Source organism: Paraburkholderia rhizosphaerae (genome assembly GCF_004366595.1).
GTDB classification, from domain to species: domain Bacteria; phylum Pseudomonadota; class Gammaproteobacteria; order Burkholderiales; family Burkholderiaceae; genus Paraburkholderia; species Paraburkholderia rhizosphaerae.
Genome location: NZ_SORE01000009.1, coordinates 198,545 through 223,679 on the forward strand (window position 1 = coordinate 198,545; position 25,135 = coordinate 223,679).

The following is a 25,135-nucleotide window of genomic DNA, read 5'->3' on the forward strand; positions in this document are numbered from 1 at the left end:
ATGGTTTGGAAGGTTCAGTTGGAATAGTCGCGTGCGCCGAAGATCGCGGTGCCGATACGCACGATCGTCGCGCCTTCGAGCACGGCCGCTTCGAGATCGGCGGACATGCCCATCGACAAGGTGTCGAGTGCGAGCCCGTCGGCGCGCAGGCGCTCGAACAATTCGCGCAACGCGCGATGCGGTGCGCGCTGCTCTTCGATGCCGCCGGTGGGCTCCGGGATCGCCATCAGCCCGCGCAGGCGCAGCTTCGGCAGCGCGGCGACCGCATGCGCGACGCCGGCTGCTTCGCCCGGCGTGACGCCCGATTTCGACGCTTCGCCGCTCACGTTGACCTGTACGCACACGTTGAGCGGCGGCAAGCCGTCGGGACGCTGCTCGGCGAGCCGCTGCGCGATCTTCAGGCGGTCGACCGAATGCACCCAGTCAAAGCGCTCGGCGACGACACGCGTCTTGTTCGATTGCAGCGGGCCGATGAAATGCCATTCGATCGACGCGCGCAGATCGGCTAGCGCATCGAGTTTCGCCAGCGCTTCCTGCACGTAGTTTTCGCCGAATGCGCGCTGGCCGGCGATGTGCGCCGCGCGGATGTCTTCAGACGGAAAGGTTTTCGACACCGCGAGCAGTGCGATCGAGTGCGGGTCGCGGCCCGCCGCTTGCGCCGCGCGCGCGATGCGCTCGCGCACCGCGCTGAGGTTTTGGATCAGATCAGGCATGACACCGTTTGCATTGGTGGTTCGTGCCCAATTATACGGACGCCGTTGCGAGCATACCGCCTGCGTTGCAGCGCAAGCACGCTCAGCCGGCCAGCATGTGCTCGACCAGTTCGATCCAGTGGACCACCGGCGTCGACGTCCCGCTTTGCAGATGCGCGATGCACCCGACGTTAGCCGATACGATGATCTGCGGCTCCTGCGCGTGCAGCCGTTCGAGCTTCTGGTTGCGCAGCGCGTACGACAGCGTCGGTTGCGTCAGCGAGTAGGTGCCGGCCGAGCCGCAGCACAGGTGACTGTCGGCGGGCAGGCGTACGTCGATGCCGAGTTCGCCGAGCAGCTGCTCGACCTTACCGCGAATCTGCTGTCCGTGCTGCAGCGTGCACGGCGGATGGAACGCGACGGTGTGCACCGCGCGTCGTCGTGTGAGGGCAGTTAGCGGTTCTTCGAATTCGGGCAGGATCTCGGCTATGTCGCGCGTCAGTTCGACGATGCGACGTGCTTTTTCCGCGTACGCCGGATCGTCTCGCAGCAGATGCGCGTATTCCTTGACGGTCGCGCCGCAGCCCGACGCATTCATCACGATCGCTTCGACGCCGTCTTCGACATACGGCCACCACGCATCGATGTTCGCGCGGATGTCGTCGAGCGCGTCGTCGTGATAGCCGAGATGCAGGCGAATCGCGCCGCAGCATCCGGCGTCCGGTGCAACGATCGTCTCGATGCCGAGTGCGTCGAGCACGCGCGCGGTGGCGGTGTTAACGTTGGGCATCATCGAAGGCTGCACGCAGCCGGCGAGCATCAGCATCTTGCGCGCGTGCTTCGACGCGGGCCATTCGAGCTGACGCTGGCGTGCCGGTACCTTGTCGCGCAGCTTCTTCGGCAGCAGCGGGCGCATGTGCTGGCCCAGGCGCATCGCCGGTGTAAACAACGCCTCGTTCGGCACGAAGCTCGCCAGCACACGACGCAGCACACGTTGGCCAAATGGACGCGCGACTTTCTCTTCAGTCAGCTTGCGGCCGATTTCAACGAGACGGCCGTATTGCACGCCCGACGGGCAAGTCGATTCGCAATTGCGGCACGTCAGGCAGCGATCGAGGTGAGTTTGCGTGCTGCGCGTGACCGGCGCGCCCTCGACCATCTGCTTGATCAGATAGATGCGGCCGCGCGGTCCGTCGAGTTCATCGCCGAGCAACTGGTAAGTCGGACAGGTCGCCGTGCAGAAGCCGCAATGCACGCAGTTGCGCAGGATTGCGTCGGCTTCGGCGCCGTCGGGCGTATTGCGAATGAAGTCCGCGAGGTTGGTTTGCATCGCGCGCTCAGAAGTCGGGATAGAGCCGGCCTGGATTGAAGATGCGAGCCGGATCGAAAGCAGCCTTCAGGCCGCGGTGGATCTTCATCAATGGGGCCGGCAGTGGCGTGAACACGCCCGCGCCGCGATCGTAGCCGTGGCCGGTGCGGAAGATCGTCGCGTGCCCGCCGGCCTGTTTTGCGCTGATCCGCACGGTCTGCGCATCGGCATCGGTGATCCACCAGCGCTGCGCGCCGCCCCATTCCATCATCTGCGCGCCGGGCAACTGCAGCGGTTCGGTGATGGTCGGCAGTGCGAGCCGCCACAGCGCGGCTTTCGGCGCGATCGCCGCGAAGAATGGGTCGGTCTGCTCGCGCAAGCCCGCCCAGAATCGCTCGGCTTCGACTGCGTCGACCACCTCGCCGCCAAGCGATGTGCGCGCTGACTTGACCGCCGCCTCCGCGCCGCCCAGCCGCAGCACGAGGGTGCCGTTGCGCCATGCGCTCGCCGTGACCGGCAGCGGCCGGCCACCCCATTCGTTGAGCTTGCGCACCGCATCGGTGCCGTTCATGTCGAACTTCAGCGTGATTTCCGCCTTCGGGCGCGGCAATACCTTGATTGATAGTTCGAGGATCAGCGCGAGCGTGCCGAGCGAACCTGCCATCAACCGCGATACGTCGTAGCCCGCAACGTTCTTGACCACCTGCCCGCCGAAATGCAGCACCTGGCCGTGGCCGTTCATCACGACCGCGCCGAGCACGAAATCGCGTGGCGCGCCGGCCGACTGGCGGCGTGGACCCGCGATGCCGGCCGTGATGCAACCGCCGAGCGTCGCTTGCGGGCCGAAGTGCGGCGGCTCGAACGCAAGCATCTGATCGTGTTCGGCAAGCGTCGTTTCGATTTCCGCAAGCGGGGTGCCCGCACGCGCGGTGATGACGAGCTCCGCCGGATCGTAAGCGATGATGCCGCGATGGGCGCGCGTATCGAGGACTTCCCCCTGCAACGTCTGGCCGTACCAGTCTTTCGTGCCGCCGCCACGAATCCGCACGGGGTGTCGTTCGGCGGTGGCCGAACGGATACGCTCGGACCATTCGGCGACGATGTCGTCCTCTTCCATAGCGTCGGGTTTCGTTGTAGTGGTTTCGATTGTACCGGGCGGCGCCCGGCTGGCAACCCGGAGCGGACCCGTACGCAGCCGCTTGCGCACCGTCGTGAAACGCGTGCGCGGTTCAGTAAAAACCCTTGGCGGATACAAGTCAGGAACACCCGCGGCGCATTGATCAACGAGCATCGTGCGGCACGCCGCACGATGCATGACGGAGCGAAACTTCAGCTAAAAACCGCTAGCGACGCGCGCCTGCACGAAATACGACTAGAAGCGCGGCAGCTCAGCGTGTGGCAACAGCCCGCCGCGAATATGCATTTTGCCGTACTCGGCACAGCGGGCACGCGTCGGTATGCCTTTGTCCGGGTTCAGCAGACCGGGCGGATCGAACGCGCGCTTGACCGCATGAAAGGCGTCGCGCTCTTCCGGCGAGAACTGCACGCACATCGAATTGATTTTTTCGATGCCGACGCCATGCTCGCCCGTGACGGTGCCGCCGAGTTCGACACAGCACTCGAGAATATCCGTGCCGAATGCTTCGGCGCGATGCCACTCGTCGAGGTCGTTGCCATTGAAAAGGATCAGCGGATGCATATTGCCGTCGCCGGCATGGAACACGTTGATGCAACGCAGGTTGTATTTCTGTTCCATCGCTTCGATGCGCGACAGCAGTGAACCGATGCTGCGGCGCGGTACCGTGCCGTCCATGCAGTAATAATCGGGCGAGATGCGGCCCGCGGCCGGAAACGCATTTTTGCGTCCGGACCAGAAGCGCAGCCGCTCGCTTTCCGAGCGCGAGATCTGGATGCGCGTCGCGCCGTGCTCGCGTAGCACCGCGGTCATCCTGACGATCTCCTCGCTGACTTCCTCAGGCGTGCCGTCGGATTCACAAAGCAGAATTGCCGCGGCATCGAGGTCGTAGCCCGCGCGGACGAACTCCTCGACGGCGCGAGTGGCCGGCTTGTCCATCATCTCGAGGCCGGCCGGGATAATACCGGCGGCAATGATGCCGGCCACCGCGTCGCCGCCTTTCACGACGTTATCGAAACTCGCCATGATGACCTGTGCGGTTTGCGGTTTCGGGATCAGTCTCACTGTGACCTCGGTGACGATCGCGAACATGCCCTCGCTGCCGACCATTACCGCGAGCAGATCGAGGCCGGGCGCATCGGGGCTCAGCGAACCGAATTCGACCACGTCGCCTTCCATCGTGATCGCGCGCACACGCATCACGTTATGCACGGTGAGCCCGTATTTCAGGCAATGCACGCCACCGGAATTCTCGGCGACGTTACCGCCGATCGTGCATGCGATCTGAGACGATGGGTCGGGCGCGTAGTAGAGCCCATACGGCGCAGCGGCTTCGGAAATCGACAGGTTGCGCACGCCCGGCTGGACCGTCGCGGTGCGCGCATACGGATCGACTTCAATGATCTTGCGAAAGCGTGCAAGCGATACGACCACGCCATGCCGGATCGGCATCGCCCCGCCCGACAGGCTGGTGCCCGCGCCGCGCGGCACGATCGGAACCTCGAGCCGATGGCAGATCTGCACGACCCGCTGCACTTGCGACTCGGTTTCGGGTAACACGACTGCAAGCGGCAGACGCCGGTATGCGGCGAGGCCATCGCACTCGTACGCGACGGTATCTTCTTCGCGGTACAGCAGACAGTGTGTTGGCAGTACCGCCATCAATGCCTGTACGACCTCGCGTTGCCGTTGCGCGAGCACTTCAGCGGACAGTTCCGCGGGCGCGTTCATGGTCTGTCTCCTCGTGTTGCCGGCCTGTCGGGCTACAGGCCGGAGTCCGGGGCCGGGTACGCCCGGTTCTTTCTGCGGATCTGCGTACGCGGCGCTCTTTCGGCCATTCAATTCATGTTATGCGGCCCACGAAAAAATCTTGCCAGGATTCATCAGGTTGCGCGGATCGAGCGCGTGCTTGATCGCGCGCATCGTGTCGATGGCGACCGGGCCTGCTTCCTCGACCAGAAAATCGATCTTGTGCAGACCGACGCCATGTTCTCCAGTGCACGTGCCGGCCATCCGCAATGCGCGCTGCACGATGCGATGGTTCAGGCGCTCGGCTTCGGCGAACTCCTCCGGCCGCTGCGGATCGATCAGCATTGCGACATGGAAATTGCCGTCGCCGACATGGCCGACGATCGGGCAGGGCAGCGACGACGCCTTCAGGTCCTTTTCCGTTTCAACGACACATTCGGCGAGCCGCGAGATCGGCACGCAGACGTCGGTTGTGACCGCGCGACAGCCAGGCTTCAGTTGCAGCATCGCGAAATACGCGTTGTGCCGCGCGTTCCACAGGCGGCTGCGGTCCTCGGGCCGCGTCGCCCATTCGAATCCTTCGCCCGCGTTTTGCGCGGCCATTTCCTGCACCAGTTCCGCCTGTTCCTGCACACCGGCTGCGGTGCCGTGGAATTCGAAGAACAGCGTCGGCGCTTCGCGCAGCGTCAGGTTCGAATGGCGGTTGATCGCGCGGATCGCGAGCGCATCGACAAATTCGACACGCGCGATGGGCACGCCGATCTGAATCGTTTCGATGACCGCGCGTACCGCGCTTTCCATCGAAGGGAATGCGCATATCGCCGCGGACACCGCTTCAGGCTGCGGATAAAGCCGCAACGTGATTTCGGTGATCACGCCGAGTGTGCCTTCCGAGCCGACAAACAGGCGCGTCAGATCGTAGCCCGCCGATGATTTGCGCGCGCGCGTTCCTGTGCGGATGACACGGCCGTCCGCGAGCACCGCGCAAAGGCCGAGCACATTCTCCCGCATCGTGCCGTAGCGCACCGCGTTCGTGCCCGATGCACGCGTAGCCGTCATGCCACCGATGCTCGCATCGGCGCCTGGGTCGATCGGGAAGAACAGACCCGTATCGCGTAATGCTTCGTTAAGCTGCTTGCGCGATATGCCAGGTTCGACGGTGACGGTAAGGTCTTCCGCATTGATCGATAGCACGCGATTCATTTCGGAAAGATCGATCGACACACCACCCTGCACAGCCAGCAGATGGCCTTCCAGCGACGACCCGTTGCCGTAAGGTATAACCGGCACGTCATATTGAGCACACAGTCTGACGACGGCTTGCACATCTTCGGTGTTGCGCGCGAAGACGACTGCATCCGGCAATTGCGGATCGAAAGGCGATTCGTCACGTCCGTGGTTTGCGCGGACCGCTTCGGCGATCGACACGCGCTCCCCGAATAGCGACTTCAGCGCGCTGAGCAATTCAGCGGGAAAAGGGCGGCGCACGGACGCGGGCGGCGCGGGATGGTTCACGCTGGTCTCCTGAAAGGCATATTCGTTGTGATGTTGCTGGTTTGAGTCATTTTACGCCGAACGCCTGCCGTCAGACACAACGTGGCGATGAACCGGCTGGCTGCTCGCAAAATCTATAATGGCTTTGGCTGTCGCGTTCGCAATGGTGTTGCGGCAGCGGCAGCTGGTGAGTCGATGCGCGGTCGCGCACGAAAGAATGCTGGGCATTGCAACGACATAAGGACGACATCATGGGTCACCGCCTGAGCAAGATTGCGACGCGTACCGGCGACGCTGGCACGACCGGCCTTGGCGATGGCCGTCGAGTAACCAAGGATGACGCTCGTATCGTTGCAATTGGCGAAGTCGACGAGCTCAACTCGCATGTGGGCGTGCTGCTGTGCGAGAGCCTACCAGATGACCTTCGTGCCGCGCTGACCACTATTCAGCATGACCTGTTCGATCTGGGCGGCGAACTGAGCGTACCCGGTCACACGATGGTGACTGATGTGCATCTGCGCCGGCTCGATGGGTGGCTAACCGAATACAACGCGACATTGCCGCCGTTGAAGGAATTCATCTTGCCGGCCGGTTCGCGGGCGGCCTCGCATGCACATGTGTGCCGAACGGTGTGTCGTCGCGCCGAACGCGCGATCGTCATGCTCGGCGCCATCGAAGAGGTGAGCGCGGCTGTGCGTGGTTACGTCAATCGCCTGTCGGATTTGCTATTCGTGTTCGCTCGCGCGCTGAACCGGGTGAATGGCGGCAGCGATGTGTTATGGCAGCATGACCGCACTGCAAAGCGATGATAAGCAAGCGGGAAGTCCTACGCGCGAATTGGGGAACACGTGCGGTGCATGCGACGGCGCCCGCTTGATCTGCACACTTGAGCCGCCCAGTTAATCTACGCAGATAAGCCACGCAGATAAGCCACGCAGATAAGCCGTTCACTTAGCCAATCGCGAGCCTGACCGATTTGCCGATGCGGCTCATCATTTCCACAAGCGTGTCGATGGTGAACTTCGTCGTTTTCTTGTTGACGACATCAGACACGCGCGGCCGCGACACCATCAGGATTTCAGCCGCTTCCGACTGCTTCAGATGATGCTGCTCGATCCAGCTCGACAGCTCGGTCATCAATTGCTCTTTCAGCAGGCGCGTGTCGTTGATCTGCTTCTGGGACGCAGCGTGCAGCCGCTTGGCTTCTTCGGCGGAGAAGCCCAGTTCGAGGAACAGGTTTGCACCCGGCTTCGTGACGTGACGGATTCTGGTATCGATCATCATTGCTCTGCCTTCCTGATATTAGCCACGGCGCGATAACGTGCCTCGGCGATTTCCTTGTCTTGCCCGCTCGTTGTCTGCCCCTGCTTCTGGAAGCAATGCAGAACGTAAATGGCTTCGACGAACTTTGCGACGTACATCACCCGAAACATTCCTTGAGCGTCCTTGATGCGTATTTCGCGCGTACCTGCACCGACAACATCAAAGGGTTTCCAGTTGTCCGGGTCGAGGCCGGCTTGCATTTTGGCCAGTTGAAAGCCGGCTCGCCGCCGTGCTTCATCTGGAAACGCCAGAAGGTCGTCGTAGCTGGAGCCAACCCAGCGAATCTCTTTTTCCTGATTCATAGACTCCCTTCATGTACAAAATTTTGTACCGGTTATTCTTTCAAGTCAAGCCTTTTTTCAACTGACTGTGAAGAACGCATACGGTACCGGCGCTGCACATGAATGACTATTCGTCCGGATGGCTAACGATAAAAAAGCCCGGCTCATTGGCCGGGCTCCGCATCGATTGATGTTGACTTATCGCATGATCAGTTACCGCTGCCGCGCGCGATACGACGTTGTCTGACCGCATCAGCGAGCCCTTCGAGTACGGCGACGCTTTCGTCCCAACCGATGCATCCGTCGGTGATGCTCTGACCGTAGGTCAAAGCACAGCCCTCCTGAAGATCCTGTCTGCCGGCGACCAGATGCGACTCGACCATCACGCCGACGATGCGTTCGTCGCCACCCGCGATCTGGCGGCCGATATCCGCGCAAACCGGAATCTGGTTTTCGGGCTTCTTCGAACTGTTCGCGTGGCTCGCATCGATCATCAGCCGTGCGGCGAGTCCTGCCTTGCCGATGTCAGCACACGCGGCATTGACACTGTCCGCGTCGTAGTTAGGCGTCTTGCCGCCGCGCAAAATGATGTGGCAGTCCTCGTTGCCGGCCGTCGATACGATCGCCGAATGACCGCCTTTAGTCACCGACAGGAAATGGTGCGGCTGCGATGCCGCCTTGATCGCATCGACCGCGATCTTCACGTTGCCATCCGTGCCGTTCTTGAAGCCAACCGGGCACGACAGCCCCGAAGCCAGTTCACGATGCACTTGCGACTCGGTGGTACGCGCGCCGATCGCACCCCACGAGATCAGATCGGCGATGTATTGCGGGCTGATCATGTCGAGGTATTCAGTGCCCGCCGGCAGGCCGAGTTCGTTGATGTGCAGCAGCAGTTCGCGTGCAGTGCGCAGGCCGTCATTGATCTTGAAGCTGTTGTCGAGATACGGGTCGTTGATGAGCCCTTTCCAGCCCACCGTCGTACGCGGTTTTTCGAAGTACACGCGCATCACGATCTCGAGTTCGCCCGCGAGCCGCTTGCGCTGCTCGATCAAACGCCCGGCATAGTCGAGCGCGGCTTTCGGATCGTGGATCGAACACGGACCGACGATAACAATCAGGCGGTCGTCCATGCCGTGCAGAATCCGGTGCAGCGCCTGGCGCGTGTTGAAGATCAGGTCCGATTCTTTTTCGCCGCACGGGAATTCGCGGATCAGGTGAGCGGGCGGGGTGAGCTCCTTGAGCTCGCGAATGCGGACGTCGTCGGTATTGTGCGGGGGCATGTCGGTTCTCCAGATGCGATTCGTAGCGTGTCGGTTCGTTGCGTGTTCGTTGCGAGCAGACCGGGCAAGCAGCAGCGGCAAAAAAAAACCGCCAGACTCGCTGACGGTTTTTCGGGAATTTCGGGTTTGCCTTGTTGCGTTACCACCCCTCTCGATCCGCCAGCGGTCTGAGATACCAAAAGAAATAAAAATAAAACCGGGCGGACATGGCGTAGGAAGCGAGCGGTAGGGACTGCAAAAAAGGTTGAGTGGCTTTATACCCCGGCAAGGCGCGATTGACAAGCGGCCGCCGACAAAAATGCGGAAAATCCGCACGCTTTGCGCAATTCATGCGGAAAGCGTGCGCACGGCTCGGTCGTCAGACCGTGCCGCCGACCGTCATCCGGTCGATGCGCAGTGTCGGTTGACCCACACCCACCGGCACGCTTTGGCCTTCCTTGCCGCACACGCCGACGCCGGTATCCAGCGACATGTCATTGCCGATCATGCTGACGTATTTGAGCGATTCCGGGCCACTGCCAATCAGCGTCGCGCCTTTGACCGGATACGTGATCTTGCCGTTTTCGATCATGTATGCCTCGGATGCCGAGAACACGAACTTGCCGTTCGTGATGTCGACCTGGCCGCCACCGAAATTCACCGCATAGAGGCCGTTCTTCACAGACGCGATGATTTCCTGCGGGTCTTTATCGCCGTTCAGCATGTAGGTGTTCGTCATGCGCGGCATCGGCAGTGCCGCATACGATTCACGGCGCGCGTTGCCGGTGACCGGCATGTTCATCAGGCGCGCGTTCAGTGTGTCCTGGATATAACCCTTCAGGATGCCGTCCTCGATCAGCGTCGTGCATTGCGTCGCATTGCCTTCGTCGTCGATGTTGAGCGACCCGCGGCGATTCGGCAGCGTGCCGTCGTCGACCACGGTGACGCCTTTCGCCGCAACCTGTTCGCCGATGCGGCCTGCGAATGCGGACGACCCCTTCCGGTTGAAATCGCCTTCGAGCCCGTGGCCGATCGCCTCATGCAGCAGCACACCGGGCCAGCCGGGCCCGAGCACCACGGTCATCGCTCCGGCCGGCGCCGGACGCGCGTCCAGGTTCACGAGGGCGGCATGCACCGCGTCGTCGACGTAACGCGACAGCACGTCGTCGGTGAAATAGCCGTAGTCGAAGCGGCCACCGCCACCGCCGCTGCCGATTTCGCGGCGGCCGTTCTGCTCAGCGATCACCGTCACCGACACGCGCACGAGCGGCCGGATGTCCGCAGCCAGCGCGCCATCGCTGCGCGCAACCAGCACGACGTCGTATTCGCCCGCGAGGCCTGCCATCACCTGTGTGATCCGCGGGTCGCGGCTGCGCGCCATCTGCTCGATCCGCTCGAGCAGCTTGACCTTCGCGGTCGCGTCGAGCGAATGCAGCGGATCGGACGGCAGATACAGGTCACGGCCACTGACCCCGGTCAGCGATGCCGCCGCCTTGATCTTCTGTTTGCCGCCACCGGCCTTCGCAATCGCCCGCGTGGCGATCGCCGCCTGGCGAATCGCGTCCGGCGACAGGTCGTCCGAGTACGCGAACGCGGTGCGATCGCCGGACACGGCACGCACGCCGACGCCCTGGTCGATGCTGAAACTGCCGGATTTGACGATGCCTTCCTCGAGGCTCCACGCTTCGCTGCGCGTCGCCTGGAAATAAAGGTCTGCGTAATCGACGCGATGCGTGAAGATGTCGGCGAGCGTGCGGGTCAGCAGGGCTTCGTCGAGGCCGTAGGGCGTGAGGAGCACGTCCTTGGCGGTCGCAAGATTACGGATGCTGGGTTCGATGATGTTCATGCGAAGTAGATTCGGCTCGATTCAAGGGATTCGGACGGCGCGCATTGCTTTGCTATATGGGTGACGCTCAATGCGCTTTCAATGTGGGACGTTCTCGTTTGAGTTCCTGCGTTTTGCGTGAAACTGCCTGATGTTGCATCGGATTGCGAACGGCGGCGGCGCTAACCGAGCACGCGATGCCGCCACGCGGGCAGGCTTTGCCGCACCTCGTCGATGCGCGACCGTTCGATCTCGCCGGCGACGACGCCCGCGCCTTCGTCGCGAACATCGAGAACTTCGCCCCAGGGGTCGATCAGCATGCTGTGTCCCCATGTGCGGCGGCCATTCTCGTGCTTGCCGCCTTGCGCGGCTGCGAGCACGTAGCACTGGTTCTCCACCGCCCGCGCGCGCAGCAGCGTTTCCCAATGCGCGCGGCCGGTCGTATACGTGAACGCGGACGGCACGACGATCAGCGCACAGTCGCCCATGCGCCGGTACAGCTCCGGAAAGCGCAGATCGTAGCAGACCGACAGGCCGACGCGCCCGAACGGCGCATCGAAGGTGCGCACCGCATCGCCGGGACGGATCGTGCGGGCTTCATCGAACGATTCGTCGCCTTTTTCGAAGTTAAACAGGTGGATCTTGTCGTAGCGGGCCGTCTCGCGGCCGTGCGGATCGAATACGAGCGTCGTGTTCAGCACGTGTGACGCTTCCGGCGCGGTAAGCGGCAGCGTGCCGCCGATTACCCACACACGGTGCCGACGCGCCGCATCGGACAGGAAGCGCTGGATCGGGCCATCGCGGTACGGTTCGCGCACGGTGAGCTTGTCCGTGTCCTTGAAGCCCATGAAGCAGAAGTATTCGGGCAGCAGCACGAGCTGCGCGCCTTCAGCAGCGGCCTGCGCGATCAGTGTTTCGGCGTCGGCGAGGTTTCGGTCGCGCTCCGGCGTGCTGACCATCTGCAGCGCGGCGACGCGGTAAGAGGCGGACGGCTTTTCCAGTGCTGCGCCGGCCGGAGATTGCGCGTGTGGGTCGCTCATGAGCGTATCGAAAGGCTCCCTTCGGGACGGCGCTAACCGCAAAGCGCGCCGCCGGACGTAGACGAAAACCGCGAGGCGGAAATTCTGACGGGCCGGTGAATGGCTGCGGACATTGCTGCAATCCGTGCGGCCATCCGGCTTACGCGAAGTATGCTGCGCAGCAGCAGCCCGGGCTCCGCGACGCCCGCCGGACAGTGCGCACCGCTACGGTTAATGAAGCACGGCCGCTTCCGCCGCCGGTACGCCGTCCATCTTACCGCGATCGTCGTGGACCCGCTCGACGTGAGGTTTTGCCCATGATCCGGTGATCGCGAAGTTGAGCGCGAACCCGTGTTCGATCGACTGTGACAGCGCAATATCGCCGATCAGCGCGCCGAGCCCGATCAGCGGATTGATGATGGTCGCCGCCACCACGCCCGCGCCGACGCTGACCGTCGGAATCACGCGCACGTTCAGGTCCTGCGTTTCATGCGCGAGGTCGATCGTGCCGTGCATTTCCGCACGACCCGGTGCGGTGACCAGCCTGAAGTTGTCGGTGCGGGCGACGCCGTCCTTGATTTCACTGGTGCTGGTGACGCTCGAAAACGGCAAACCTTCGCCGAATACATCGCGGAAGCTGAGCGTTGCGATGCGCTGCAGGCTTTGCAGGCTCACCACGCCGAGCAGCCTTGCGACGCCGGGATCCACCTTCAGAATTTGCCCATGGCGCAAGTCGACCGACATATTGCCATTGAGCGAAGGAAGGTCGATCCGCGTCGGCCCGCCGCGCCATCCGATTTTTCCCGCCAGTGTGCCTTCACCGTTTTTGATCGTGCGCGGCAGGCCGGAGCGTTCGAGCAGCGCGCCTGCGTCCTTCACATCGAGCTTGAAATCGACGACGGTTCGGCGTGGCGTGCTTTCGTCAGTCACCGCGCCGAACTCTCGCAAGGTGCGCCAGTTCGCGGTCGCGGTGAACGTTGCGGCCGGATTGCTGATGTCGAGCTTGTCGAGCTGCCAGACCGGCACGCCATCTTCCTCGAAGTTGTGCGCATCGACCTCGAGCCGGCCGACGCTGTGACCGCGCACGATCAGGTCGTTCACGACGAGATCGATGGTCGGCATGTTCTGCGCGGGCTGCTGCATGGCCGGCCCGAGCAGGTCGTTATCGGTCACCGCCGGAATGACGAGGCGCGCTAGCCGCGCCTGCAGCGTGCCCGGCGACTCGCGGGTCGCGCCCGGCAGCCACGACACATAGCCGGACACCTGATTCGACGCGACGTTCGCCTGCCACTTTCTATCGATGTGCGACGCGCCGACCACGACACTTTCCCAGTGGCGCTTGAGCAGCGTGAGCGTGCCGATATGCAGCGCGAACCGGTCAGGCACGAACTGCGCGGCGGTCTCGCCTGGCGGCACCGGAGCCACGCCCTGATTCGCATTGCGCATCTGAATGAAGAGCGCGCGCCATGCGTCGGCGTCGAGTGTGTCGAGATCGACCGCGGCGGTGACGCCTTCGGCAGGCAGATCGGCCGGCCGGTTCACACCGATCGCGCCGCGCACGACCTTCGGCATCTGGCGCGGCTCACCTTGCAGCAGATAGGTTGCGGCGATCGGACCGACGGTCATGTCGGCGCGTTCGAGGCCGCTACTGTCGCCGTCAGCGGGGGGCTTGAACGATATGCTCAGCGGCATCGGCGTGCCGCTCGACTTGTTGAACGGCGCGGGAAAGTCGAGCGCGAGCCCGGTCAGATCGGAATGGGCGGAAATCTCCGGCAGGCGTCCCTTCGCGCCGTGCACGCTGAGCGCGTACGGCGCACTGCCCTGAACGTGACTCAGCACCTGCGGCGCGAGTCCGTGCAGGTCGAGCTCGCGCGCCGCCTCGAGCGCGACGTGGCCGTTCAGGTCGAGCGCATACGTGCCGTTTGCGTCCAACCCGCCGTTTGCATGAATATCGCCACCGAAAAATTGCCCGGCAAGGTTGTCGACCTGCGCGGTGTGTTCGGTAAAGCGCACTCTGCCGGTCAGTTGCGACAGCGTCGGCATCTTCTGCATCGCGATGCGGTTGTTCTCGAAGGTGACCGACCCGGCGAGGCTCGCTCGTGGCCGCGGCGCGTTCGGATCGAGTGGCGCACGCGGCACGGTCAGTCGCAACGCGATCGCGGCGGGGCCCTCTGCCTTCAGTTTCCGCGTGACGTGCTTTGTCATGATGCCGAGCGAACTGTCGTCGACATAGTCGAGCATGTCCGCAAGCGGGCCGCGCGCGCCGCCGGTAATCACCAGGCTCGACGCACGATTGCCGAGATCGTCGATCTTGCCGGTTACCCGGCTGATCGCGATTCGCTTGTAATGCGCGCGGTCGACATCGAAGCGCAACAGGTTCTCTTTCAGCTGGAACACGCCGTCGATGCCGTCAAAGCCTGGCCAGATGCTGGGCGTGCCGTTCTTGAGCGTGCGCGGCGGATACGGCGTCGGGTCGAAGCGGCCATTGCTGAACGGCGCGACGATGCGGAACACGCCGGCGCTCGGGTCGCGCGCATACGGAAACTTGTCGAGATTGCCGTGTATCTCGATGGTCCCGCCGCGCGACATACCCGCTTGCAGGCCGTGGCCCAGATACATGCGCACCTTTTCACTGATACCGGTCGGCAGATAGCGAGTGATGCTCGCTACCTTTGCACGCTCGAATTTCGCGCTCAGGTCGAGCGAGCCGCGTCCATGTCCGGCGTTCGAATAGCTGGCGCTTGCGCTGGCGGCGGTGTCGTCGTTCGCGACCTTGAGCTCGGATACGTCGACCTTGAATGCCTTGTGCTTGTCGCCGGGTGCGATGGTGGGCGCGACGGTCCAGCTGCCTTTGCCCTGCAGACGGTCGAACGTGAGGCGTGGGTTGTCGAAAACGCCCGGCAGTGTAATGGCCGCGTTCGCCGTATCGAGTGCGATCGACCCTTGCTTTTCATTCGCGTCGACCGAGCCCCACAGATTCTCGAAGCCCGGAATACCCGCGCGCGGATGGCCGCGCGCGGTCAGTCCCGGCGGCGGCTCCTGCGCGGCGACGCTGATGCCTTGAAGATCGGCCTTGAACGTGTAGTGCGCAATCGGCTCCGCGCTCATTTCACTGCGCTCGCTCGCGGCTTCGCCGGATTCCGGTTTTTCACGCTCGACTTCGATTGTGTAGTTCGACACGATGCCGCGCGGATTGAAGCGCACCAGACCGTTCAGCAGGCGGCGCGGCAGCGGCAGCGCACGGCTGAATTCGGCGAGGATGCCGAGGTCGACACGATCGCCGGCGACGCTGAGCAGCTGGCCGTGCTGGACACTTTGCTTGCGCAGGCGGCCGTTCAGCGTGGACAGCGCGAGCGTACGCGTGACCGGCGTGCCGTCAGGAAGCGGCGGCTGGCCGAGTTCCGCGACGAGGTTATTCAATTGCAGCGTGTACTCGTCGGCTTCGTGCGCGAAGGTCCACGAAAAACGGGCGACCGGCACATCGAGCTTCGGCTGCGCGGGCTTCACACGCAGCGCGATGTTGCTGCCGGATAATTCGCCGGTGGCCGACAGGATTCGCCCTTGCGCGAATTCGACCCAAATGGCGTTGTCGATGCGGCCCGCGTAAGTGGCGATCGGAAAGTCGATGTAACGCGCGAGCATCGGCAGATCGACCGGGCCTGTCGATAGATACACGCTGCCGCTCCAGTTGATCGGCTTGCCCATCGCACCGGTGCGTGCGCTCTTGAAATGCGCGCGGAAATCGAGTGGACCGAACAGCACCTTGCCGTCCGCGGGCGCTTGCAGTGCGAAGCGGTGCTCGTTGCCATCGTTGAGGATCGCGAGCCGGATGTTCTGCAATGCGATTTCCGGCACGTCATGTGTTGCGTCGCGCCAGCGTAGCGTGCCGCCACGCAGAACCATCGCCTGCTGACGCAGCAGCCAGGTGGAAAACGTGTCATTGCCGCTATGACCGGATGGCAATTGCACGCCCGCAACCGACAGCGTGCCGTCGTCATTGCGCTCGATCAGCAGGTCAGGCTGATCGACGACGAGGCTCGACAGGATGGGTTTGAGTTTCCACAGCGAACTCCACGAAACGGTGGCGCTTGCGTGCGGGATCGACAACGCCGGACGGCCGTCATGGCCGCGAATGGTCAGATCGGTAACTTCAACGCCAGGCTGGAAGCTGACCCAGTGCGGCGTGAGCTTACCGATCGCTACCTGTGCGTGGATTTTTTCGGAAATGATTGCTTCGATGCGCGGCCGGAAAGACTCGACCTGCGGCAGCACGACATAGCGCAGCCCGAGCACAAGCAACAACGCGAGGAAGTAGGCGACGAGCGCGACGCCCAGCACCACGTGCAATGTATGCCGCAGCACTACATGATCGCCTCCGCCGTGTTGCCGGACGCGTCCTGCATCGTGCCGGTCGGCGGGTAGGTTTCGCTCGGACATGCTGAGGCAAGTTGGGCGTATGGTAGTTTTGCGGACTAGCGATGAAATGTATCACACGCGCCGCCAACTGGTACTTCCGGCAAACCCTGTGCCGGCGGGGCCTGGCGGCGAGCGAGCCGGCTTTTTTGACAACGCGTCGCACCGCTGTCGGCGCACATGCGGGATCAAGCAACGAGCGAGCCAGATTTTCATGACCTATACGAAGCTGCTGAGTTCCAGCTATTCGCATTACGCATCACGCGCATACAGCGCGCGCCCCGAGGTTGCGGAGCGCGTCGCGTCGCTGGCGGCGGCGCGTGTCACGCGCGAGCGGATCGATGCGCGCCTTGACGAACTGTGCGATGCGCTGCGCGGTGCCGACGGCGCGCCGCTTACCGAAGATGCACTGAAACGGGCACTGCGGCAACTGCGCATCGAAGTGTTTTGCGCCGCGATGGAGCGCGATCTTGCAGGTCTCGCGGACGTCACCGAAGTGACCGGCACGATGACGGATCTGGCCGAAGCGGCGATCCAGCGCGCACTCGCGGTGCTGTCCTCTGAACTCGAAGCGATGTACGGGGAGCCGCGCGGTCCGGACGGCGAGCGGATCGCGCTGGGCGTCGTCGGCATGGGCAAACTCGGCGGCCGCGAACTGAACGTTTCGTCGGACATCGATCTGATCTTTGTCTACGAGGACGACGGTGAGACAGCGGGCGGCCAGCGCCCAGCCATAGCGACCCAGGACTACTTCACGCGGCTCGGCAAGCGCCTGATCGGCGCGCTGGCCGAAGTGACCAGCGACGGCTATGTGTTTCGCGTCGACATGCGGCTGCGGCCGAACGGCGATTCGGGGCCGCTCGTTTGCAGCCTCGGCATGCTCGAAGAGTATTTCTATGTGCAGGGGCGCGAGTGGGAACGTTACGCGTGGATCAAAGGGCGGCTCGTGTCCGAGCACGGTAGTGCCGAGGCACGGCGCCTCGCGAACCTGCTCGATGCGATCGTCAAGCCGTTTATCTATCGCCGCTATCTGGACTTCGGCGTGATCGGCGCGATTCGCGCATTGCATCTGCAGATTCGTCAGGAAGCGCAGCGTCGCGCGACGATGCGGCCGGACAAGGCAGACGACATCAAGCTCGGCCGCGGCGGGATACGCGAGATCGAGTTCAGCGCGCAGGTATTCCAGCTGATTCGCGGCGGCCAGGACGCGGGCTTCCGGATCAGGCCGACGCTCGCGGTACTGCGCCACGCGAGCGCGCGCGGCCTGATCGCGCAGCCTGTCTGCGAAGCGCTGACCGATGCTTACCGCTTCTTGCGCAAGCTCGAGCACCGGCTGCAATACCGTGACGATGCGCAGACGCATGCGATGCCGGTCGACGAGCACGAACGCGCGAACGTCGCGCAGTCGATGGGTTTTGCCGACTATGCCGCGTTGATGGCGAGCCTCGATGCGCACCGCGAGCGGGTCGAGCAGCAGTTCGATCAGATCTTTGCCGACAAGGTGAACGGTGATAACGGCCACGCCGCACCTGACGACGGCGCGGCCGCATGGGTGTGGAGTAGCGCGCTGGCTGACGACAGCGCCAACGACGCGCTTGCCGCGCGCCTGGTCGAACTGGGCATTGCGGAGCCGGCTGGGTTGCTGGAGCGGCTGCGCGCGGTTTGGCATTCGGCGCGCTATGCGGGGCTGCCCGAGCGCAGCCGGGAGCGCTTCGATATCGTCGCGCAACGCGCGCTCGACTCGGCGCGCACAGTCGAGCCGCTGCAACGGCGCGGCGATACGATCGCGCGGATGTTCGATCTGCTCGAGGCGGTGAGCCGGCGAGGCGCGTATCTGGCGCTTCTGACCGAGTATCCGCATGCGCTGCGCCGGGTGCTGTCGGTGCTCGGCGCGTCGCGCTGGGCGGCCGGATATCTGATCCGCCATCCGCAGCTGCTCGACGAACTGCTCGACGACGAAGCGATGGCAAGCCCGTTCGACTGGCCCGAGTTCAAGCGCACGCTGCGGCTGCGCCTCGCGGCGGCGGACGGCGTCGAACACCAGATGGACCTGCTGCGCCACGCGCACCAGGCCGAGGTGTTCCGGATTCTGTTGATCGACCTCGCCGGCAAGCTGAGCGTCGAGCACGTGAGCGACCGTTTGTCGGAGCTTGCCGACGCGGTGCTCGACGTGACGATCGAAGCTGTCTGGAATCAGCTCGCCAAGCGTCACCGCGATGTGCCGCGTTTTGCGATCATCGCGTACGGGAAGCTGGGCGGTAAGGAACTGGGCTATGCGTCGGACCTCGATCTGATCTTTTTGTACGACGACCCGGCCGACGTCGCGCCCGATGTGTATGCGACATTCACGCGCCGCCTGATTTCATGGCTGACGACCGCGACCGGCGCGGGCACGTTGTTCGACATCGATCTGCGTTTGCGGCCGAACGGCGAGTCCGGCCTGCTGGTCACGGATCTCGATGCGTTTCGCCGCTATCAGCTGCGCGAAGGCGATGCGGCCAATACCGCGTGGGTCTGGGAGCATCAGGCGTTGACCCGGGCGCGGTACTGCGCCGGCGACACGCAGATCGGCGCGCAGTTCGAGGCGATTCGCGAGCAGGTGCTGACGATGCCGCGCGAAGCGGCGCCGCTTGCGAAGGAAATCATCGAGATGCGCGAGCGCGTCGAGGCAGGGCATCCGAATCGCACGCCGCTGTTCGATCTGAAGCACGACCGCGGCGGGATGGTCGACATCGAGTTCACGGTTCAATACTGGGTGCTATTGCACGCGGCGCGCGATCCGGAGTTGATCCGTAACACCGGCAATATTGCGCTGCTGCGCGAAGTGTCGCGCTTCGGGCTGATGAGCGGCGACGAAGCGGAAACGGTCGGCGCGGCTTACCGGCGATATCGGCAGCTGCAGCATAAATTGCGCCTCGATGGGATGGAAAAGGCACGGGTCGAACCGGAGACGGTCAGTGCCGAGCGTGACGCGGTGTTGCGTCTGTGGGAGCGGGTGTTCGGCTAGCGCGGTAGCGTGGCTGCCGCCGCGCGGGAGCTGGCGCGCTTGATGAGCGCGGTAGCGCACGTCAGCGCACATCAGCGTACGTGGTGTGCGGCGGCTTCAACCTTTCGCCGCTATGCGGTCAGCATTTCCTTCGCATGCTTGCGCGTGGTCGCGGTGATCTCGAGCCCGCCTAGCATCCGCGCGACTTCCTCGATCCGGCTCGCCTTGTCCAGCGACGTCACGGTGCTGAGCGTGCCGCGCTTGCCATTCGTGCTCTTCGCCACCTGAAAATGATGGTCGCCGCGCGCGGCGACTTGAGGCAAGTGCGTGACGCACAGCACCTGGCGGTTTTGACCGAGCTGATGCAACAGCCTGCCGACGACTTCCGCGACGCCCCCGCCGATGCCGGTGTCGACTTCGTCGAAGATCAGCGTCGGCGTCGGACTCGCGGCGCTCGCGATCACGGCAAGCGCCAGACTGATACGCGCGAGTTCGCCGCCCGACGCGACTTTCGCGAGTGGCCTTAGCGGCACGCCCGCATGGCCGGCAACCCGGAATTCGATCTGTTCGAGCCCATGCGCGCCGCCTTCGGGCAATGCGACGAGCGCCACTTCAAAACTGCCGCCGGCCATCGAGAGTTCCTGCATGCCGGTCGTGACTGCCGAGCCAAGCGCCTTTGCCGCCTTCGCGCGCGCCTTCGACAACTGCTTTGCTTCGGCGAGGAAAGCATCCTTTGCCTTGCTCTCGGCGGCGCGCAGGCTGTCCAGGTCGGCCGCGGCGTCGAGCGCGGCCAGTTGCGCGCGGCGCGTCTGATGTTCTTCGGGCAAGGTTTCGGGCTGCAGCCGGAACTTGCGTGCGGCCGAATGCAACGCGTCGAGGCGCTTTTCCACCTGTGCGAGCCGGTCAGGATCGAGTTCGAGCCGTTGCGCATAGTGGGACAGCGAGTAGGCCGCTTCCTGCAGCTGGATTTCCGCCGGTTCGAGCGCGGCGAGTGCGTCGTTCAACGCAGCGTCGATTTCCGCGAGATCGCGCAGCTTCGAGACGATCGAGCCGAGCTGTGTGATCATCGCTTCGTCCGATTCGGACAGTGCGCCCAGCGCGCTTTGCACGCCATCGATCAGATTCGCGGAATGCGACAGGCGATGGTGCTCGCTATTCACCTCTTCCCATTCGCCCGGCTGCGGCGCGAGCTTGTCCAGTTCGGCGAGCTGCCACGCGAGCCGTTCGCGTTCGAGCTGGATCTCGCGGTCGCGCGTCTGCGCATGTTCGACCGCCTGCGCCGCGTCGCGCCAGCCGCGCCATGCGCGCGCGACGGCGGCCGCCACTTCAGTGAGGCCCGCGTGCGTATCGAATAGCTCGCGCTGCGCGTCAGGACGCATCAACAGTTGATGTGCATGCTGCCCGTGAATGTCGACCAGCATTTCGCCGACCTCACGCAACTGCGCAAGCGTCGCAACAGTACCGTTGATGAACGCTCGCGAGCGGCCGTTCGCGTCGATCACACGGCGCAGCAGCACCGTGCCGTCATGCGATTCATCGTCGTCCGCCGGCGTCGCGAACGCATGTGCTTCGAGCCACTGATCAACTTGCGGATGGATATCGAATTCCGCGGTAATGTCCGCGCGCGCTTCACCGGTGCGCACGACGGCCGCGTCGGCGCGAGCGCCGAGCGCGAGGGCAAGCGCGTCGATCAGGATCGACTTGCCGGCGCCGGTTTCACCGGAGAAAACCGTGAAGCCGCTGTCGAATTCGAGGTCGAGTGCGGCGACGATGACGAAATCGCGAATCGATAGGTGGCGAAGCATGGAGTCGGTTAGTGGGTAGTGTCCGGCAGCGTGCGGGTCAGTCTTCGGATTGAACGTTCGGATCGTGCAGGTTGATGCGGGTTATTGCTCGGTGTTGCGCGTTATTGCGCGCTGTTGCGTATCCAATGCCGCCGGGTTTGTCGACCGGCTCGCCAGTCAGTTCGTGCGGTCATTGCGCAGCGATTCTGTTGTTTCGGGCGCTCAACTCTCCGGATCAGTCTTCATCGGGCTCATCGTCATCGTGCGACGGGTATTCGTTCCAGTGCAGCTTCTTGCGCAGCGTCGCGTAGTAGCTATAACCGACCGGATGCAGGAACGGCACCATGTGACGCGAGCGGCGCACTTCGATCGTGTCGTTCAGCTCCATTGACGTGAACGACTGCATATCGAAGTTCACGTTGACGTCACGGCCCGAAATGATCTGGATGCTGACATTCGAATGGTCGGGCAGCACGATCGGCCGGTTCGACAGCGCGTGTGGCGCGATCGGCACGAGCACGATGCCCTCGAGTTGCGGATGCAGGATCGGCCCGTTAGACGACAGCGCGTACGCGGTCGAACCAGTGGGCGTCGCGACGATCAGCCCGTCCGAGCGCTGGTTGTACATGAAGCGGCCGTCCACCGACACGCGCAGCTCCGCCATACCGGACACGCCACTGCGGTTCACGACCACGTCGTTGAACGCGAGCGCGTGATAGATCGGGTCGCCCTCGCGCATGATGCGCGCTTCGAGCAGCATGCGCTCCTCGCGCTCGAAGCTGCCGCCGAGCATCTGCGGCACGATCTTCTGCATGTCGGAGATCGGGATGTCGGTGATGAAGCCCAGCCGGCCATGGTTAATGCCGATTAGCGGGGTCTTGTACGGTGCAAGCTGCCGGCCGATGCCGAGCATCGTCCCATCGCCGCCGAGCACGACGGCGACGTCGGCGCGCGCGCCGATCTCCGCGGGCGTCAGCACCGGGTGGCCGGTCACGCCGATCTCCTGCGCGATTTGCGCTTCGAATACGACTTCGAAGCCGCGCTTGGCGATGCACGACGCGAGCTGCATCAGCGGCTCGCCGATGCCTGGCGTCTGAGTGCGCCCGACGAGCGCAACGGTCTTGAACTGGCTGGTAACTTGCATGCCGGCATTACACCATAGCTGCGTGCCGAAAAGAACCGTCGCCGCGCGCGGCACCGCGCGGCAATGGGCGTTGGCGCGGGTGGGCGCCGCCGTCCAGCCTGTAGTCGATTATCGTTAGAATGGTGAAGCGGCGATGACAAAGGCTGGCCGGCGTGTGGTTTGGCGCATCGGCGCATACCTTCGCATAACGGGTTCGCTTCGCATCGTGCAGCAGCGCAACGCTTGGGCGAGCCCGCCGGCCGGTGCGCTCAGGGTTGTCATCAGGGGTGTGATTAAGGCTCGCGGCAGCATCGTCATTGAGCTAGAATTTTTCGCCATGTTAGATCCTCGCGCACAAACCCTCCTCAAAACGCTGATCGAGCGGTATATCGCCGAAGGTCAGCCGGTCGGCTCGCGCACGTTGTCGCGATACTCCGGGCTCGAACTGAGCCCGGCGACGATCCGCAACGTGATGTCCGACCTCGAGGAACTCGGTCTCGTCATCAGCCCGCATACGTCGGCTGGGCGCATTCCGACGCCGCGCGGATACCGGCTCTTTGTCGACACGATGTTGACTGTCGAATCGGTCGCCGACGAAGCCGCCGTCACACAAGCCGTCAAGAAGACCTTGCAGGCAGACACGCTGCAGGCCGGCGAGCCGCAAAAGATTGTCGCAGCTGCGGCGAGCGTGCTGTCCAACCTGTCGCAGTTCGCCGGTGTGATCCTGACGCCGCGGCGCAGCCACGTATTCAAGCAGATCGAATTCATGCGCCTGTCCGACAAGCGCATTCTGCTGATTATCGTGACGCCCGAAGGCGATGTGCAGAACCGCATGATGGCAACCCAGCGCGACTACTCGCCGGCCGAACTGATCGAGGCGTCGAACTACATCAATATGCATTTTGCGGGGCTGTCATTCGACGAAGTGCGGCGCCGGTTGCGCGAGGAAATCGACCAGCTGCGCGGCGATATGACAACGCTGATGCACGCGGCGGTCACCGCGAGCACCGATGAAACCGACACCGGCGAAACCGTGTTGATTTCTGGCGAACGCAAGCTGCTCGAAGTGGCCGACCTTTCGTCGGACATGGCGCGTTTGCGCAAGCTGTTCGATGTGTTCGACCAAAAGACCAGCCTCCTTCAGTTGCTCGACGTGTCGAGCCACGCGCAAGGCGTGCAGATTTTCATCGGCGGCGAGTCCAATCTCGTGCCGATCGAAGAAATGAGCGTCGTGACCGCGCCGTACGAGGTGAACGGCAAGATTGTCGGTACGCTCGGCGTAATCGGACCGACACGCATGGCTTATAACCGTGTGATACCGATTGTCGACATCACCGCGCGGCTTCTGTCGTTGACGCTGAGCCAGCAATAGCGGCTTTGCGGTTGCCGCCATCATGCGACAGCGCGCTGTGCCTGCCTATCTGCCGAATGGCCAGCTTTCGGCCATGGACCGCACCGCTATAATGGCTTTCACCTGAAAGCGTTGCCGCGTACAGCGGTCCTTGTAGTTTGCCCATTTGCTATTGCCTGTTGCCCATGCACTTTGATCTCGAGCGGCCTCTGCAGTCTGCTGTCGCACATCGCGTCGCGGTCCTGCTGATCAATCTCGGTACGCCCGATGCACCGACGACCGGCGCGGTGCGGCGCTATCTCGCGGAGTTTCTGTCCGACCCGCGCGTGGTGGAAATTCCGGCGGCGCTCTGGCAAATCATTTTGCGCACAATGATCTTGCCGTTCCGCAGTCCGGCGTCGGCAAAGAAATATGCGGCGGTATGGATGCCCGAAGGGTCCCCGCTCCGGGTCTACACGGAAAAGCAGGTGGAAGGACTGCGCCAGTTGCTGCACGCGAACGAGTACGCGGTGATCGTCGACTACGCGATGCGCTATGGCACGCCCAACATCCCGTCGATGCTGAATCAGTTGAAGCTGGCGGGCGCGGAGCGCGTGCTGCTGATGCCGATGTATCCTCAGTACTCGTCGTCGACCACCGCGACAGCCTTCGACGCGGCGTTCGGCGCGCTCAAACGGATGCGCAATCAGCTTGAGATTCGCACTGTGCGCCAGTACGCAGACCATCCCGCGTATATCGCCGCGCTTGCGGCCCAGGTGCATCACCACTGGCACGCGCACGGGCGCCCCGATTTTGCGGCGGGAGACAAACTGGTATTGAGTTTCCATGGCGTGCCCAAACGTACGCTGGACCTCGGCGATCCGTATCACGAGCAGTGTCAGCAAACAGCGTCCCTGCTGATGCGCGCGCTCGAACTGACGCCGGTCGAGTGCCGGGTCACGTTCCAGTCGCGCTTCGGCAAGGCCGAATGGCTGCAGCCTTATACGGCGCCGACCGTGAAGGAACTGGGCGCCGCGGGCGTGCGCCGTGTCGATGTTTTTTGCCCCGGCTTCACGGCCGACTGTCTCGAGACGATCGAGGAAATCGGCATGGAGGTTCGCGACGAATTCATACACGCGGGAGGCAAGGAGTTCCATGCGATTGCCTGCCTGAATGCGACGCACGCATGGATCGCCGCGCTGGGCGAAATTGTCGCGCAGCACCTGCAGGGCTGGCCGGTGCAGACAAGCGCGCCGCAAGCGGCGGTTGCGTCGTGAGCGTACGCGGTTCGGGCGAGATTGAATTGCGCCGCGCGTGGCGATGGAGCGCCGGTGTACTGGCGCCAGTCGACGGCAGGTATGGCATCTGCGTCGCCTGTCCCGTAGTTTGCTTCGTGTGCGTCGGTAACTT

General features: G+C 63.5%; 17 protein-coding genes. 4 read left to right on the top strand and 13 right to left on the bottom strand.

The window, feature by feature from the left end; all coding sequences use genetic code 11:
* Nucleotides 1-14 precede the first annotated feature (14 nt).
* The 5 genes from BX592_RS14175 to BX592_RS14195 all read right to left on the bottom strand — a co-directional run bounded on the left by BX592_RS14175 (nt 15) and on the right by BX592_RS14195 (nt 6,400).
* Nucleotides 15-713 (bottom strand): YggS family pyridoxal phosphate-dependent enzyme, encoded by a 699-nt coding sequence (locus BX592_RS14175; protein WP_134192416.1) that lies wholly within the window; start codon nt 711-713, stop codon nt 15-17.
* Nucleotides 714-795: 82 nt separating this feature from the next.
* The gene (gene glcF, locus BX592_RS14180; RefSeq protein WP_134192417.1) at nt 796-2,022 is read right to left on the bottom strand and encodes a glycolate oxidase subunit GlcF; all 1,227 of its coding nucleotides are present in this window, start codon (nt 2,020-2,022) and stop codon (nt 796-798) included.
* Between the two features lie 7 nt (nt 2,023-2,029).
* Nucleotides 2,030-3,118, bottom strand: a complete 1,089-nt coding sequence (glcE, locus tag BX592_RS14185; protein WP_134192418.1) for a glycolate oxidase subunit GlcE — start codon at nt 3,116-3,118, stop codon at nt 2,030-2,032.
* 255 nt (nt 3,119-3,373) lie between these two features.
* A complete protein-coding gene (locus BX592_RS14190) occupies nt 3,374-4,867 on the bottom strand; it encodes an FAD-linked oxidase C-terminal domain-containing protein (protein ID WP_134192419.1) in 1,494 nt (497 codons plus the stop codon).
* A gap of 117 nt (nt 4,868-4,984) precedes the next feature.
* Nucleotides 4,985-6,400 (bottom strand): FAD-binding oxidoreductase, encoded by a 1,416-nt coding sequence (locus BX592_RS14195; RefSeq protein ID WP_134192420.1) that lies wholly within the window; start codon nt 6,398-6,400, stop codon nt 4,985-4,987.
* A 230-nt stretch (nt 6,401-6,630) separates the two neighbouring features.
* Between BX592_RS14195 and BX592_RS14200 the strand changes: the two genes are divergently transcribed.
* A complete protein-coding gene (locus tag BX592_RS14200) occupies nt 6,631-7,188 on the top strand; it encodes a cob(I)yrinic acid a,c-diamide adenosyltransferase (RefSeq protein ID WP_134192421.1) in 558 nt (185 codons plus the stop codon).
* Nucleotides 7,189-7,330: 142 nt separating this feature from the next.
* On the opposite strand, the gene BX592_RS14205 is transcribed toward BX592_RS14200, so the two are convergent.
* From BX592_RS14205 to BX592_RS14235, 6 genes are all read right to left on the bottom strand, one after another.
* On the bottom strand, nt 7,331-7,663 hold the full coding sequence (locus tag BX592_RS14205; RefSeq protein WP_134192422.1) for a helix-turn-helix domain-containing protein: 333 nt from the start codon (nt 7,661-7,663) through the stop codon (nt 7,331-7,333).
* Nucleotides 7,660-8,004 (bottom strand): type II toxin-antitoxin system RelE/ParE family toxin, encoded by a 345-nt coding sequence (locus BX592_RS14210; RefSeq protein ID WP_134192423.1) that lies wholly within the window; start codon nt 8,002-8,004, stop codon nt 7,660-7,662. Before BX592_RS14210 ends, BX592_RS14205 begins: the two co-directional genes overlap by 4 nt.
* A gap of 188 nt (nt 8,005-8,192) precedes the next feature.
* Complete coding sequence (gene aroG, locus BX592_RS14215; RefSeq protein WP_134192424.1) at nt 8,193-9,266, bottom strand: 3-deoxy-7-phosphoheptulonate synthase AroG; 1,074 nt, start codon at nt 9,264-9,266, stop codon at nt 8,193-8,195.
* A gap of 358 nt (nt 9,267-9,624) precedes the next feature.
* The gene (gene tldD / locus BX592_RS14225) at nt 9,625-11,091 is read right to left on the bottom strand and encodes a metalloprotease TldD (RefSeq protein ID WP_134192426.1); all 1,467 of its coding nucleotides are present in this window, start codon (nt 11,089-11,091) and stop codon (nt 9,625-9,627) included.
* Between the two features lie 161 nt (nt 11,092-11,252).
* On the bottom strand, nt 11,253-12,110 hold the full coding sequence (locus BX592_RS14230) for a carbon-nitrogen hydrolase family protein (protein ID WP_134192427.1): 858 nt from the start codon (nt 12,108-12,110) through the stop codon (nt 11,253-11,255).
* A gap of 210 nt (nt 12,111-12,320) precedes the next feature.
* The gene (locus BX592_RS14235) at nt 12,321-16,526 is read right to left on the bottom strand and encodes a YhdP family phospholipid transporter (RefSeq protein WP_134192428.1); all 4,206 of its coding nucleotides are present in this window, start codon (nt 16,524-16,526) and stop codon (nt 12,321-12,323) included.
* Between the two features lie 190 nt (nt 16,527-16,716).
* Here BX592_RS14235 and glnE point away from each other — a divergent pair, with 190 nt between their 5' ends.
* Nucleotides 16,717-19,509 carry a bifunctional [glutamate--ammonia ligase]-adenylyl-L-tyrosine phosphorylase/[glutamate--ammonia-ligase] adenylyltransferase gene (glnE, locus tag BX592_RS14240; protein ID WP_134192429.1) on the top strand — a complete coding sequence of 931 codons (2,793 nt, stop codon included), beginning with the start codon at nt 16,717-16,719 and terminating at the stop codon, nt 19,507-19,509.
* Nucleotides 19,510-19,619: 110 nt separating this feature from the next.
* On the opposite strand, the gene recN is transcribed toward glnE, so the two are convergent.
* Together recN and BX592_RS14250 are read right to left on the bottom strand one after the other, a co-directional pair.
* Nucleotides 19,620-21,293, bottom strand: coding sequence for a DNA repair protein RecN (recN, locus tag BX592_RS14245; RefSeq protein ID WP_134192430.1), 1,674 nt, complete (start codon nt 21,291-21,293; stop codon nt 19,620-19,622).
* A 214-nt stretch (nt 21,294-21,507) separates the two neighbouring features.
* Nucleotides 21,508-22,416, bottom strand: a complete 909-nt coding sequence (locus BX592_RS14250; RefSeq protein WP_134192431.1) for an NAD kinase — start codon at nt 22,414-22,416, stop codon at nt 21,508-21,510.
* Between the two features lie 316 nt (nt 22,417-22,732).
* Between BX592_RS14250 and hrcA the strand changes: the two genes are divergently transcribed.
* The gene (gene hrcA / locus BX592_RS14255; RefSeq protein WP_134192432.1) at nt 22,733-23,767 is read left to right on the top strand and encodes a heat-inducible transcriptional repressor HrcA; all 1,035 of its coding nucleotides are present in this window, start codon (nt 22,733-22,735) and stop codon (nt 23,765-23,767) included.
* A 164-nt stretch (nt 23,768-23,931) separates the two neighbouring features.
* Nucleotides 23,932-25,002: a ferrochelatase gene (gene hemH, locus BX592_RS14260; RefSeq protein ID WP_134192433.1), complete on the top strand. Its 1,071-nt coding sequence runs from the start codon at nt 23,932-23,934 to the stop codon at nt 25,000-25,002.
* The last annotated feature ends 133 nt before the right edge of the window (nt 25,003-25,135 follow it).

Coding starts and splice junctions, on each gene's coding strand:
- BX592_RS14235 (WP_134192428.1), bottom strand. CDS start 16,526: ATGTCCGAGCGAAACCTACCCGCCGACCGGCACGATGCAGGACGCGTC.
- recN (WP_134192430.1), bottom strand. CDS start 21,293: ATGCTTCGCCACCTATCGATTCGCGATTTCGTCATCGTCGCCGCACTC.
- hemH (WP_134192433.1), top strand. CDS start 23,932: ATGCACTTTGATCTCGAGCGGCCTCTGCAGTCTGCTGTCGCACATCGC.
- glcF (WP_134192417.1), bottom strand. CDS start 2,022: ATGCAAACCAACCTCGCGGACTTCATTCGCAATACGCCCGACGGCGCC.
- BX592_RS14230 (WP_134192427.1), bottom strand. CDS start 12,110: ATGAGCGACCCACACGCGCAATCTCCGGCCGGCGCAGCACTGGAAAAG.
- BX592_RS14250 (WP_134192431.1), bottom strand. CDS start 22,416: ATGCAAGTTACCAGCCAGTTCAAGACCGTTGCGCTCGTCGGGCGCACT.
- BX592_RS14190 (WP_134192419.1), bottom strand. CDS start 4,867: ATGAACGCGCCCGCGGAACTGTCCGCTGAAGTGCTCGCGCAACGGCAA.
- aroG (WP_134192424.1), bottom strand. CDS start 9,266: ATGCCCCCGCACAATACCGACGACGTCCGCATTCGCGAGCTCAAGGAG.
- BX592_RS14200 (WP_134192421.1), top strand. CDS start 6,631: ATGGGTCACCGCCTGAGCAAGATTGCGACGCGTACCGGCGACGCTGGC.
- BX592_RS14205 (WP_134192422.1), bottom strand. CDS start 7,663: ATGATGATCGATACCAGAATCCGTCACGTCACGAAGCCGGGTGCAAAC.
- BX592_RS14210 (WP_134192423.1), bottom strand. CDS start 8,004: ATGAATCAGGAAAAAGAGATTCGCTGGGTTGGCTCCAGCTACGACGAC.
- hrcA (WP_134192432.1), top strand. CDS start 22,733: ATGTTAGATCCTCGCGCACAAACCCTCCTCAAAACGCTGATCGAGCGG.
- BX592_RS14175 (WP_134192416.1), bottom strand. CDS start 713: ATGCCTGATCTGATCCAAAACCTCAGCGCGGTGCGCGAGCGCATCGCG.
- glnE (WP_134192429.1), top strand. CDS start 16,717: ATGACCTATACGAAGCTGCTGAGTTCCAGCTATTCGCATTACGCATCA.
- glcE (WP_134192418.1), bottom strand. CDS start 3,118: ATGGAAGAGGACGACATCGTCGCCGAATGGTCCGAGCGTATCCGTTCG.
- tldD (WP_134192426.1), bottom strand. CDS start 11,091: ATGAACATCATCGAACCCAGCATCCGTAATCTTGCGACCGCCAAGGAC.